This window comes from Yoonia sp. (assembly GCF_030731595.1).
In the GTDB taxonomy this organism is placed as follows: Bacteria; Pseudomonadota; Alphaproteobacteria; order Rhodobacterales; family Rhodobacteraceae; genus Yoonia.
The window spans coordinates 1-12,486 of the sequence record NZ_JANQTS010000099.1 but is presented as its reverse complement, the minus strand read 5'-3'; the positions used below and the strand labels follow the sequence as shown (position 1 = coordinate 12,486).

The window sequence follows — 12,486 nt, the reverse complement described above, 5'->3', positions numbered from 1 at the left end:
TGTCACCGCTTAAAATCAAAAAAGGCTCTACCAGCCATTCTGCCTATGACCTTCGCCCGACCTATTCGGATACGGTTGAACGGCACACGCTGGCCGTTCTGGTCGAGAACGAACCGGGCGTTCTGGCGCGTGTCATCGGGCTTTTCGCCGGGCGCGGGTACAACATCGACAGCCTGACCGTGGCAGAGGTGGATCACCTTGGCCATCGCAGCCGGATCACCATCGTCACCTCCGGCACGCCGCAGATTATCGTGCAGATCAAGGCGCAGCTGGGCCGGATCGTGGATGTGCATAAGGTCAACGACCTGACCGTCGAAGGGCCGTCGGTGGAACGCGAACTCGCGCTGTTCAAGGTGCAAGGCACAGGTGAACACCGGATCGAGGCCATTCGTCTGGCGGATATCTTTAGGGCAAGTGTGGTCGATAGTACCTTGGAATCATTCGTATTCGAGATCACAGGCACATCGGAAAAGATCGACGCTTTTGCGGAACTCATGCAGCCACTCGGCTTGCAGGAAATCGCACGTACCGGTGTGGCAGCTCTGGCGCGCGGGACTGTCAACTAAGGCAAAGCCACCAGAATGAACCTTGATCCTGAAACCGATCTGACCTTTACCCGCATCCTCAACGCGCCGCGCGCGATACTGTGGGCGTGCTGGACGACGCCAGAGCATATCAAGCAGTTTTTTGTTCCAAAACCGAATGGGGTCGATGCCTGCGAGATTGATCTGCGCGTGGGCGGTCGGTTCAATACGGTGATGAACGTCGATGGCAAACAGATCGCCAACGAAGGTGTCTATCTTGACGTTGTGAACGGTGAACGTCTTGTGTTTACAGATACTTACACCGAAGGTTGGAAACCTGCGTCAGACCCGTTCATGACCGCCATTGTGGAATTTTCCGATGACGGACAGGGCGGCACGATCTACACGGCCACCGCACGGCATCGCACGGCCGAGGCCTGCAAAATGCACAAGGATATGGGATTTTTCGACGGCTGGGGCACAGTCGCAACCCAGTTGGAGGCATACGCCAAAAGTCTGTCTTGAATCGTTGCCACGCCGGATCAGAGGGCTGATCCGGCGTGCGCGTATTCGGTTAGGCCGGAAGCATACCTGCCGCTGTTCCGGCAGCAATCTCGTCCGCGTCCAACAGGCCATCGCCTGATGTATCCAGCGCTGTGAAATCATCCTCGGACATCTCGGGCATGACTGCCTGAAGCTCTGGAAAGCTGTACATGCCGTCGCCGTTGATATCGATCGCGGCGTCTTGTGCCAAAGCTGGAACAGCCAGCACTGTCAGTATGGCAAGTGGTGCAATCAGCTTAGTTGTACGTGTCATTTTCGGTCTCCTGGTTAGGACATGAAGAAGGCGTGTTTGCCTTCGCCACTACACTTGGGCGTCCTTTGTCCAACTTGCCATATCCCCCTTCAAAACAAAAGAAGAGCAGCGCCGTTGCGCCGGATTTTGTCAAAGTGATGCGCCAAAGCCTGCTGAGTTTCTGCACCCCGCCCGCAACTGGCAAAACTTGTCCGAGCAAACCGCTCTGTAACGGCAAGGATTGGCCCAAACCACCTGTCCCATGTCGCTGAGAGAAAAATCGCCGTCGCGGTCAGACACCGGGATTGCGGTTTTGCCGTGCTATTCTGGCATCAACATAAGGATGGATGACATGGCCAAAGATATTCCTTCTCAGACCCTCGATGCGGTCCGCCAGCCGATTGAAACGGCAAACGGCCTGCCAAATGCCCATTACATCGACGAGGACGTCTTCGAGATCGAGAAACACGCGGTTTTGTTCGCAAGCTGGGCGGGGTTGGCCGTTGCGGCGGATGTGCCAGAGGTGGGCGACGCCAAACCGATGGAATTTCTGGGCATCCCCCTGCTGCTGGTCCGTGACCGCGCAGGTCAGGTGCGCGTGTTCCAGAACATCTGCCGCCATCGCGGCATGATCCTTGTGGCCGAACCCAAAAAGATCGAGGGCGCGATCCGCTGCCCCTATCATTCATGGTGCTATTCCACCGAAGGCAATCTGGTCTCGACCCCGCATGTGGGCGGCCCCGGCCACAACACCCATGACGCCATCGACAAGGACCTGCTGGGCCTGATCGAAGTGCGCAGCCACATCTGGTTCGATACGGTCTTTATCAATATCGACGGCAACGCCGCGCCTTTTGAAGAGGTCCATGCCGATCTGATCGCCCGCTGGTCGATCTTTGAACAGCCCTTCTATCACGGTGGCGCCGACAGCCGTTTTGCCTTGCAGGTCCAGACCAACTGGAAACTCGCGGTCGAGAATTACTGTGAAAGCTATCACCTGCCTTGGGTTCACCCCGGGCTGAACAGCTATTCGCGGCTGGAGGATCATTATAATATCAACGAGAAAGGCAAGTACTCGGGCCAGGGCACATTGGTTTATCGCCAGCTTCAGGGCGACAACGGGCAGGTCTTCCCCGATTTCGCAGGTCTCAGCGATGTTTGGCTTTCGGGCGGCGAATACGTGACCGTCTACCCGAACGTCCTGCTGGGCGTGCAGCGCGACCATGCCTTTGTCATCGTGCTGGAGCCGCAATCGCTGGCGCAAACCTGCGAGCATGTGCATCTCTACTATGCCGCCCCCGAAACCGACGACAGCCTGCGCGCGAAAAACACGGCCCAATGGCGCGAAGTGTTCGAAGAGGACATTTTTGTCGTCGAAGGCATGCAGAAAGGCCGCAACGCCCCCGGTTTCGACGGTGGCCGTTTCAGCCCTGCGATGGATGGCCCGACCCATTGCTTCCACGATTGGGTCGCCAGCAAGATCGCCGCGCATACGCCCGCCTGATGGCATCCCTGCAAGACCGCCTGTTGGCCGCCCACGCCCGCGATGATCGGGCGGGGCTGGTCGCCCTTTATACAGAGGCCGCCGATACGGCGGCCGATCTTGATGCTGCCTGTTTCTATCTGACCCATGCCTATATCTTTGCGCTGGAAAAGGGTGATCCCGTGACAAAGTCACTTTATGACCGTTTGAAGGTCCACGGGCGCGTCTGACCCCTTGCCCCTGCCCGCCTGATTGCCCAGTTTAGGGACAAAGCTAGACAGGACGCGCACAATGGCCCCCCGCAAAATCATCATCGACACAGACCCCGGACAGGATGACGCGGTGGCGATCCTTCTCGCACTCGCCTCGCCCGAGGATATCGAGGTGCTGGGGATCACGGCGGTCGCGGGCAACGTCCCCTTGCATCTGACCGAAAAGAACGCGCGGATTGTCTGTGAACTGGCAGGCAAGCCTGACACGCTGGTCTTTGCGGGCTGTGATGCCCCGATGAAGCGTAAACTTGTCACCGCAGAGCATGTGCATGGCAAGACCGGGCTTGACGGGCCGCAGATGGCCGACCCGACCATGCCCTTGCAAGAACAGCACGCCGTTGATTTCATCATTGAAACCTTGCGCCGCGAACCCAGCGGCACGGTCACGCTTTGCCCCATCGGGCCGTTGACCAATATCGCCACAGCCTTTGAACGTGCCCCCGATATCATTTCGCGCGTGCAGGAAATCGTGTTGATGGGCGGGGCCTATTTCGAGGTGGGCAACATCACCCCGACAGCCGAATTCAATATCTATGTCGATCCCGAGGCCGCGAAAATCGTCTTTGCTGCGGGTGTGCCGCTGGTCGTCATGCCGCTTGATGTGACCCACAAGGCGCTGACGACGCGCAACCGGATCGACGCTTTCCGGTCGATGCACACAAAGGTCGGCGATATGGTCGCCGCTTGGACTGATTTCTTCGAACGCTTCGATATGGAAAAATACGGATCGGAAGGCGCGCCGCTGCACGACCCCTGCACCATTGCCTATCTGATCGAACCGCAGCTTTTTGCGGGCCGCTTCATCAATGTAGAGATCGAAACCGAAGCCGCATTGACCCTTGGCATGACTGTTGCCGATTGGTGGCGGGTGACTGACCGCCCCGCCAATGCGATGTTCATGAAGGATATCGACGCCTCTGGCTTTTATGCGCTGCTGGCGGCGCGATTGGCGCGGCTGTGATGCGTATTCCCTTCGATAACTCCTATGCCAAGCTGCCGTCTCAGATGTTCACACCGCAATTGCCGACACCGGTGAAAGCGCCGCAGATCATTGCGACGAATACCGAATTGGCGACACTTCTCGGGATTGATCCAGCCGAATTGGCCAGCGCGGATGCCGCACAAGTCTTTGCAGGCAACCATATTCCCGATGGGGCGGCTCCCTTGGCGCAGGTCTATGCAGGCCACCAGTTCGGCAACTGGAACCCGCAACTGGGCGACGGGCGTGCGGTGCTGCTGGGCGAAGTTGTGGGCAGCGACGGTATCCGCCGCGATATCCAGCTTAAGGGCGCAGGCCCCACCCCCTATTCGCGCAGCGGCGACGGGCGGGCGTGGCTTGGTCCCGTCATGCGGGAATATCTGGTCAGCGAGGCGATGCATGCCTTGGGCGTGCCAACAACCCGCGCGCTGGCGGCCGTGACCACGGGCGAGCGCGTGCTGCGCGAAGAAATCCTGCCCGGTGCCGTCATCACGCGCGTCGCCCGAAGCCATATCCGCGTGGGTACATTCCAGTTTTTCGCCAGCCGTGGTGATATGGCGGCGCTTGCGGCGCTGACCGATCATGTCATCGCGCGGCATTACCCTGATGCGACGGGTCCCGCAGAACTGCTGGATCAGGTGATCGCGCGCTACGCTGCCCTGATCGCCAAATGGATGGGCCTTGGGTTCATCCATGGGGTGATGAATACCGATAACGTCGCGATCGCGGGCGAGACGATTGATTACGGGCCTTGCGCCTTTATCGACGATTTCCACCCTGATTCCGTGTTCAGCGCCATCGACCAATACGGGCGCTATGCCTATTCCAACCAGCCGGGGATTGGCGCGTGGAACATGGCGCAATTCGCGACCGCGCTGATTCCCCTCATGCCGGATCGGGATGCGGCGATTGAAGCTTTCACCGCAGCGGTGCACAGGTTTCCGGTGATTTACGACGCCGAATGGCTCAAGGTTTTTGGGGCCAAGCTGGGGATCGCGGAGCCTGTCGATGATGACCGTGCGCTGATCACCGACCTGCTTGATCTGATGGCCAAAGACGGGGCGGATTTCAGCAATACATTTGCGCATCTGGGTACGGATACGGCGCGCGACCAGTTCCTTGACCGCGCAGGCTTTGATGCATGGGCCATGCGCTGGAACTTGCGCAAAGCGGCCAATGCGGCAGAGATCATGGGCAAGGCAAACCCGCAGATCATCCCGCGCAATCACCAGATCGAAGCGGTGATCGCCGCAGGCCGCACGGGCGACATGGCCCCGTTCCACACCTTGCTGGCGGCGGTGACAGCCCCCTATGCGCCGTTGACGGAGGCAACCGCACCTTTCGCACGCGCGCCCAGCAAAGGCGAAGCCGTCACGCGGACGTTCTGCGGGACCTAGGTGGGCGGTTGATCAACAGGATGCCAATGGCGACCAGAATCAGGGCCGCGATCAGTGTTGGCCCCACCTCTTCGCCCAAAAGCAGCCAGCCAAGCCCGACGGTCAGCACAGGCGACAGAAAGCTGAAAGAGGCCACGCCAGAGGCCGGATAGATCGACAAAAGCCATAGCCAGAAAATGAAGCCCGCGCTTACTACCACGACGATCTGGAACAAAAGCCCCGCAATATGGATCGGGGCCAGATCGCGGATCAATGGCCCAAAGAAAACTGCGGCGACCAGAAGGATCGGCGCGGATACCCCGACCTGCCAGATCAGCTGAATTTCGGGGCGCACACGCGACAGGGATGATGCCTTGGCCAGCATCGCCGCTGCGGCCCAGCCGACTGCGGCCCCCAAAGCGGCCAGATCGCCCCAGAAGCTGCCCGCACCGTCATCGCGGGTCAGGATCGCCAGAGCCACACCACCAAGAGCCAAGGCCAGCCCCGTGGCCTTGATCGGTGTGATCTTGTCATCAGGCATGACAAAATGCGCAATCAGCGCCAGCCAGACGGGCATGGAATAAAAAATCACACTCGCACGGCTGACGGCGGTCAGATCAAGTGCAACGAACAAACACAGGAACTCAAAGGCAAAAACAGTTCCGATGGCGAACCCCGCCAGACGGGTCCCTTTTTCAAAGCGCAGCGGTATGCCACGCCAGCGCATCCAGATCAGGATGCAGACCACAGCCCCCGCAGACCGCAGACCCGCAAAAAACACCGGCTGCAGACCGCCATTGGTGACTTTGATCACGACCTGATTGAAGGCGAGCAAAAGCGCAAAGCCGGTGAGGGCTGCCGCGCCGAACAGATCAATCTGAGACTTTTTTTCCATCCGCGCAGATCAGGTGGACCAAGGGTCAAAGTCAATGGGCCTTTGACTGTCTTTGTCCGAAGAAACTCTCGCCGGAGGCTTTTGCATCCGCAAAACACAGATCCGTCTGCGGTCAACTCCGCCCCTGCCAGGGTTGCAGGGGCGGAAGGTTGCGTTACTCGGTGACGCGGACGGCGGCCATCATGTCTGGCTTGCCGATCACCGCGCCGTTGGCACCGGTGCCGCGCTTGATCGCGTCGACGATGTCCATGCCTTCGGTCACTTGGCCGACGACGGTGTATTGACCGTTCAGGAAATAACCGGGCTCGAACATGATGAAGAACTGGCTATTGGCCGAGTTCGGGCTTTGCGCCCGTGCCATGCCGATGATGCCACGCTCGAAAGGGATGTCCGAGAATTCCGCCGGAATATCGGCAAACTCGGACCCGCCTGTGCCCGCGCGGGACAGATCGCCGCCCATCACACCGTTTTCGACATCGCCGGTTTGGGCCATGAAGCCGTCGATCACGCGGTGAAACACGACGCCGTCATAGCTGCCCGCCGCGGCGATTGCGGTGATCTGGGCCACATGGAGCGGCGCTGTTTCTTCAAAAAGCTCGATGACGATGGTGCCATTGGCTTCGCCTTCGACATCAATTTCAAGACCGGCGCTGAGGGCGGGTGTCGCCAGCAGCGCGAAAATTGCAGCTGTCTTATACATCTGCGGCGACTTTTACAGAGATCATGCGATCAGGGTTCATCGGCGGCTCGCCACGGGTGATGGCATCCACATGCTCCATGCCGGAAATGACCATGCCATAGACAGTGTACTGTCCATTGAGGAAATCATTGTCCTTGAAGTTGATAAAGAACTGGCTGTTGGCCGAGTTTGGATTGGCCGAACGTGCCGCACCCAGTGATCCGCGCGCATGGGGGATCTTGGAAAATTCGGCAGGCAGGTCAGGCAGGTCGGATGCCCCTGTGCCGGCGCGCCCGATGTTGAAGTTGTTTTCCATATTCCCGTTGGCCACATCGCCCGTTTGCGCCATGAAACCGTCGATCACGCGGTGAAAGCAGACGTTGTCATAGGCACCGGCGCGCGCCAGTTCCTTCATCCGTGCTGTATGGGCGGGGGCCACCTTTGGCAGCAGTTCGATAACCACGTCTCCGCCTTTGAGGGTCATGATGATCGTGTTTTCGGGGTCTTTGATCTCGGCCATGGGGCGCTCCTTAAAAATCATTCGGGACTGACATATGGCCCAAATGGACAATTGCCAACCCGGTCTGGTTGACGCGCGCAACACATTGCCGCAACTAGGCATGTAAACGCAGCCCGCTAGGAGCATCTCATGACTTGGAAAACACTCGACGATATGGATTTTGCGGGCAAACGCGCCCTGGTCCGTGTGGATATCAACGTACCGGTCGAGGATGGTGTGGTGACGGATACCACCCGGATCGCGCGGATCATCCCAACGGTGGATTATATCCAGGAACACGGCGGCAAGGTCATTCTGATGGCGCATTTTGGTCGCCCCAAGGGGCAGGTCGTGCCAGAGATGTCGCTCGAGCATATTGCGGGTGCTGTCGCTGATGTCCTTGGTTTGACGGTCACTTGGGTGAATTCGGATTACGCTGATGCTGTGGCCGAGATGGAAGAAGACGAGGTTTTGCTGCTGGAAAACCTGCGCTTCAATCCGGGTGAGGAAAAAAACGACGCGGGCTTTGCTGCGCGTCTGGCGAGCCTTGGTGATATCTACGTCAACGATGCGTTTTCCGCCGCCCACCGTGCCCATGCCAGCACCGAAGCGGTTGCGCATCTGCTGCCATCTTGTGCCGGTCGGTTGATGGCTGAAGAACTGGGCGCTTTGGAAAAGGCGCTTGGCACCCCCGAACGCCCTGTTGTTGCCGTGGTTGGCGGCGCGAAAGTCTCGACCAAGCTGGACCTTCTGGGCAATCTTGTCACCAAGGTCGATCATCTGGTGATCGGCGGCGGCATGGCCAATACATTTCTGGCCGCACAAGGAATTGATGTGGGCAAATCGCTTTGTGAACATGATCTGGCCGACACCGCCCGCGATATTCTGGACAAAGCCAAGGCCGCAGGCTGCGAGATCATCCTGCCCCGCGACATCGTTGTGGCCCGCGCATTCAAGGCAGGTGCTGCAAGTGAAACGCTGGCGCCGGATGCCTGCCCCGCCGATGCGATGATCCTTGATGCGGGGCCTGCCACGGTGGCCTATATCAATGACGTCTTGGAAAAAGCCAAGACACTGGTCTGGAACGGCCCGCTGGGTGCCTTCGAGATTGCACCCTTTGATGCGGCCACCAATGCCGCCGCGGCCAAAGCGGCCGCGCTTTCCAAGGCGGGCAAGTTGATTTCAGTGGCCGGCGGCGGTGACACGGTCGCGGCCTTGAACCAAGCGGGTGTTGCGGATGATTTCACCTATATCTCGACTGCGGGCGGTGCGTTTCTGGAATGGATGGAAGGCAAGACCTTGCCGGGGGTTGCCGCACTCGAAGGCTAGTGTGGAGGGGGCGCTGCCCCCGCCGCCCTAGGGCGGCCCCCCGAGGTATTTTGGAACAAAAGAAGATGGAGAAGAGCGCCTGATTGACCTATAAGTCAGGTGTTTGCGATAACATCGGGTCCGGTTGCGCTAACACATTTGCAAGTGGCATCGGCTGCTCGTATCGGTCTGGTAAATCCGCCGAACTGCAAAGGGGCCTGCCATGAAAACCACCAAGATCGTTCAGAAAATTCTGGCCAATTACGAAGGCGAGACCCCCGGTGTGAAGGCAAATCTTGCCCGCATCATGATGACCGGCAAACTGGGCGGCACGGGCAAGATGATCATCCTGCCTGTCGATCAGGGCTTCGAGCATGGCCCCGCGCGGTCCTTTGCGCCCAACCCTGCCGCCTATGACCCGCATTACCATTTCCAACTGGCGATTGACGCGGGCCTGAATGCCTATGCTGCCCCCTTGGGCATGATCGAGGCGGGTGCCGATACATTTGCGGGCCAGATTCCGACGATCCTGAAGGTGAACTCGGCCAATTCATTGATCCCCGATGCCGCACCCAAGACACAAGCGATTACAGCCTCGGTTGATGATGCACTGCGGCTTGGCTGTTCGGCGATCGGGTTTACAGTCTATCCGGGGTCCTCTGCGGCGTTGAACATGTTCGGTGACATCGCCGAGATGCGCAAGGAAGCGGCCGCCAAAGGCATTGCGACGGTGATCTGGTCCTATCCGCGCGGTGAAGCGCTGGACAAGGACGGGGAGACCGCGATTGATATCGCCGCCTATGCCGCCCAGATTGCAGCATTGCTGGGTGCCCACATCATCAAGATCAAACTCAGCACCGATCACCTGAGCCTTGGCGAGGCCAAGAAGGTCTATCAGGCCCAAGGTATCGATATCGCCACACAGGCCGCCCGTGTCCGCCACTGCGTGCAGAGCGCCTTTGACGGCCGTCGTCTGATGGTCTTTTCGGGTGGAGCCGCCAAGGGCGCCGATGCGGTCTATGACGACGCGCGCGCGATCCGCGACGGTGGCGGCAACGGGTCCATCATTGGCCGCAATTCCTTCCAGCGTGACCGGGCGGATGCGCTTGCGATGCTGGGCAAACTGGTCGAGATTTATCGCGGCAGGGATTGATCGCTGATCGTGCCAAAATAAAGCACTTTGGGGTCAAAAAGGGGATTCCCTTTGTGATTCGTTTATGCGATTCTCTGCCTTAGTCGCCCGGCAGAGGCGACATGTGAGGCAGAGTAATGATCCGACGCAGCCGCCTGCAACTTGGCGCCCTCTTCTACTTTCTTGGCATGATCATGCTGGGGCTCTATTTCACCTTTGCCGCCGTGCAAGGGGACTATGGCCTGTTCAAGCGGATCGAGGTCAAGGCCGAGGGTGATGCGCTGGCTGTTGAACTGGCTGCCTTGCAGACCGAAGTGGCGCGGATGGAAAACCTGACCGTGCGTCTGTCGGACAATTTCCTTGATCTGGACCTGCTGGACCAGCAGGCACGCGACGTGCTGGGCATGATCCGTGCGGATGAAATCGTTATCCGCTAGGCGCAAGGCTGCTATTCCTGCACCGCTTGACGAAGGGTCACTTTGACTCTCGCAATTTTTCGGCGCATGGTTTAAAAGATAGTTTAATACTAAACTATATACCAAATCGCTGGAGGATAGCACATGCCGCCCAAGAAGGCCGCCGCGAAACCCAACGTCTCAGCCGAGGAACTGCTGGGACATTACCGTGAAATGCTGCTGATACGGCGATTTGAGGAAAAGGCGGGCCAGTTATACGGCATGGGCCTGATTGGCGGTTTCTGCCACCTCTACATCGGTCAGGAAGCGGTTGTTGTGGGCCTTGAGGCCGCCGCCGAAGAAGGCGACAAGCGCGTCACATCCTACCGCGACCACGGCCATATGCTGGCCTGTGGCATGGACCCCAAAGGGATCATGGCAGAGCTGACAGGCCGCGAAGGCGGGTTTTCAAAGGGCAAAGGCGGCTCCATGCATATGTTCTCGAAAGAGAAACATTTCTATGGTGGACACGGTATTGTTGCTGCACAGGTGCCATTGGGTGCCGGTCTGGCCTTTGCTGACAAATACAAGGGCAATGGCCGCGTGACCTTTACCTACTTCGGTGACGGTGCCGCAAACCAGGGTCAGGTCTATGAGACCTATAACATGGCCGAGCTTTGGATGCTGCCGGTCGTCTTTGTGATCGAGAACAACCAATATGCGATGGGCACCTCGGTGCAACGCTCCACCAAATCCCCTTCTCTTTGGCAACGTGGTGCGGCCTATGGCATTCCCGGTGAAGAAGTGGACGGCATGAATGTGCTGGCCGTCAAAGAAGCGGGCGAACGGGCCGTGGCGCACTGCCGTGCGGGCAAAGGACCATATATTCTGGAAGTGAAGACCTATCGCTATCGCGGTCACTCCATGTCGGACCCGGCCAAGTACCGGACCCGCGAGGAAGTGCAGAAAATGCGCGACGAGCGTGATCCGATCGAACAGATCCGCGATATGCTGCTAACGGGCAAACACGCCACCGACGATGATCTCAAGGCCATCGACAAGGAAATCAAAGCCATCGTGAACGAGGCCGCAGAGTTTTCGAAGGAAAGCCCCGAGCCCGCGCTTGAAGAGCTTTGGACCGATATCTATGCGGAAACGGCAGTGAACTGATGATCGATTTTGCAGATATTATCTCTCCTGCAGGATTGGTCTCTTTGTTGTTTGCTTGTGCGCTGGCGTCATTGATACCAGCGCTTGTCCTCAAAGTACTGATGGGGACAGTCTTTTTCAGGCAGGTGTCATATCTGCTTGTTCTGCTTGCGTTGATCGTTTCGTATTTCTTTTCTACCGCGGCTTATGCATCGTTTGGCTTGCTCACCGATGTTGCGATGGAGACAATGCCTCCGCTGCAGTCAGGGCTGATCTTGGTCGCCGGGTTGATCTTTCAGGTGATGTGCCTGAAATTTATTGCCCCGGGGCCAAGGATGGAATGGATCGAAGCCTGGAAATGGCTCGTTGTGATCATCCTGCAGTATGTCGTCTATATCTTGCTGGCGCTGCTTTATGCATTTGTCGTCGGCGTCCCAGCTGAAGCTGCTGTTGCAGCAAACCTATGAGGGTAAATTGAACCATGGCAACTGAAATACTCATGCCGGCCCTGTCGCCAACGATGGAAGAAGGCACATTGGCCAAATGGCTGGTCAAAGAGGGTGATACTGTCTCCTCTGGTGACATTCTGGCCGAGATCGAAACCGACAAGGCCACGATGGAATTCGAAGCCGTCGATGAAGGGGTGATGGGCAAGATCCTGATTGCCGCAGGCACCGAAGGTGTGAAAGTGAATACGCCCATCGCGATCCTTGTGGAAGAAGGCGAAGATGTCCCGGCCGCCGGTGCCGCACCCGCAGCCGCGACAGAGGCCCCCGCCGCCGAAGCTGCCCCCATGAAGGCCCCCGCCGTCGCAGCACCCGCCGCACCGGTTGCGGATACATCACCCGATTGGCCCGCCGATGTGGAGCTGAGGAAAACGACTGTCCGCGAGGCCCTGCGCGATGCAATGGCCGAGGAAATGCGCCGCGACGAAGACGTGTTTCTGATGGGTGAAGAGGTGGCCGAGTATCAGGGCGCCTATAAGATCAGCCAAGGTTT

16 protein-coding genes are annotated in these 12,486 nt (G+C 58.4%); 12 read left to right on the top strand and 4 right to left on the bottom strand.

The genetic code is table 11. The features are described from left to right. Positions 1–566 (top strand): acetolactate synthase small subunit (ilvN, locus tag NWQ23_RS11935; protein ID WP_306166589.1); only part of this gene is annotated, 566 nt, incomplete at its 5' end. Positions 567–581: 15 nt separating this feature from the next. Further along, complete coding sequence (locus tag NWQ23_RS11930) at positions 582–1,049, top strand: SRPBCC family protein (RefSeq protein WP_306166588.1); 468 nt, start codon at positions 582–584, stop codon at positions 1,047–1,049. Positions 1,050–1,098: 49 nt separating this feature from the next. Here the strand turns inward: NWQ23_RS11930 and NWQ23_RS11925 are convergent, their stop codons facing one another. Next, a complete protein-coding gene (locus NWQ23_RS11925) occupies positions 1,099–1,341 on the bottom strand; it encodes a hypothetical protein (protein WP_306166587.1) in 243 nt (80 codons plus the stop codon). A 331-nt stretch (positions 1,342–1,672) separates the two neighbouring features. Here NWQ23_RS11925 and NWQ23_RS11920 point away from each other — a divergent pair, with 331 nt between their 5' ends. The 4 genes from NWQ23_RS11920 (at position 1,673) to NWQ23_RS11905 (ending at position 5,451) form a co-directional block, all read left to right on the top strand. Continuing rightward, positions 1,673–2,824 (top strand): aromatic ring-hydroxylating dioxygenase subunit alpha, encoded by a 1,152-nt coding sequence (locus tag NWQ23_RS11920; RefSeq protein WP_306166586.1) that lies wholly within the window; start codon positions 1,673–1,675, stop codon positions 2,822–2,824. Further along, the gene (locus NWQ23_RS11915; protein WP_306166585.1) at positions 2,824–3,033 is read left to right on the top strand and encodes a hypothetical protein; all 210 of its coding nucleotides are present in this window, start codon (positions 2,824–2,826) and stop codon (positions 3,031–3,033) included. Before NWQ23_RS11920 ends, NWQ23_RS11915 begins: the two co-directional genes overlap by 1 nt. A gap of 61 nt (positions 3,034–3,094) precedes the next feature. Further along, the gene (locus tag NWQ23_RS11910) at positions 3,095–4,036 is read left to right on the top strand and encodes a nucleoside hydrolase (protein WP_306166584.1); all 942 of its coding nucleotides are present in this window, start codon (positions 3,095–3,097) and stop codon (positions 4,034–4,036) included. Then, the gene (locus NWQ23_RS11905) at positions 4,036–5,451 is read left to right on the top strand and encodes a YdiU family protein (protein WP_306166583.1); all 1,416 of its coding nucleotides are present in this window, start codon (positions 4,036–4,038) and stop codon (positions 5,449–5,451) included. Before NWQ23_RS11910 ends, NWQ23_RS11905 begins: the two co-directional genes overlap by 1 nt. Here the strand turns inward: NWQ23_RS11905 and NWQ23_RS11900 are convergent. The 3 genes from NWQ23_RS11900 to NWQ23_RS11890 all read right to left on the bottom strand — a co-directional run bounded on the left by NWQ23_RS11900 (position 5,426) and on the right by NWQ23_RS11890 (position 7,524). After that, complete coding sequence (locus NWQ23_RS11900; RefSeq protein WP_306166582.1) at positions 5,426–6,325, bottom strand: DMT family transporter; 900 nt, start codon at positions 6,323–6,325, stop codon at positions 5,426–5,428. The genes NWQ23_RS11905 and NWQ23_RS11900 overlap by 26 nt on opposite strands. 154 nt (positions 6,326–6,479) lie before the next feature. After that, positions 6,480–7,025: a peptidylprolyl isomerase gene (locus tag NWQ23_RS11895; protein WP_306166581.1), complete on the bottom strand. Its 546-nt coding sequence runs from the start codon at positions 7,023–7,025 to the stop codon at positions 6,480–6,482. Then, positions 7,018–7,524, bottom strand: coding sequence for a peptidylprolyl isomerase (locus NWQ23_RS11890; protein ID WP_306166580.1), 507 nt, complete (start codon positions 7,522–7,524; stop codon positions 7,018–7,020). The genes NWQ23_RS11895 and NWQ23_RS11890 overlap by 8 nt, the downstream gene beginning before the upstream one ends. 129 nt (positions 7,525–7,653) lie before the next feature. Between NWQ23_RS11890 and pgk the strand changes: the two genes are divergently transcribed. The 6 genes from pgk to NWQ23_RS11860 form a co-directional block, all read left to right on the top strand. Beyond that, positions 7,654–8,832, top strand: a complete 1,179-nt coding sequence (pgk, locus tag NWQ23_RS11885) for a phosphoglycerate kinase (protein ID WP_306166579.1) — start codon at positions 7,654–7,656, stop codon at positions 8,830–8,832. A gap of 202 nt (positions 8,833–9,034) precedes the next feature. After that, positions 9,035–9,964, top strand: a complete 930-nt coding sequence (locus tag NWQ23_RS11880; RefSeq protein ID WP_306166578.1) for a class I fructose-bisphosphate aldolase — start codon at positions 9,035–9,037, stop codon at positions 9,962–9,964. 116 nt (positions 9,965–10,080) lie between these two features. Continuing rightward, on the top strand, positions 10,081–10,380 hold the full coding sequence (locus NWQ23_RS11875; RefSeq protein WP_306166577.1) for a septum formation initiator family protein: 300 nt from the start codon (positions 10,081–10,083) through the stop codon (positions 10,378–10,380). A 123-nt stretch (positions 10,381–10,503) separates the two neighbouring features. Continuing rightward, positions 10,504–11,508 (top strand): pyruvate dehydrogenase (acetyl-transferring) E1 component subunit alpha, encoded by a 1,005-nt coding sequence (gene pdhA / locus NWQ23_RS11870; RefSeq protein ID WP_306166576.1) that lies wholly within the window; start codon positions 10,504–10,506, stop codon positions 11,506–11,508. Further along, the gene (locus NWQ23_RS11865) at positions 11,508–11,954 is read left to right on the top strand and encodes a hypothetical protein (RefSeq protein WP_306166575.1); all 447 of its coding nucleotides are present in this window, start codon (positions 11,508–11,510) and stop codon (positions 11,952–11,954) included. Before pdhA ends, NWQ23_RS11865 begins: the two co-directional genes overlap by 1 nt. Before the next feature lie 14 nt (positions 11,955–11,968). Further along, positions 11,969–12,486: biotin/lipoyl-containing protein (locus NWQ23_RS11860; protein ID WP_306166574.1), on the top strand; the 518-nt coding region annotated here is incomplete at its 3' end.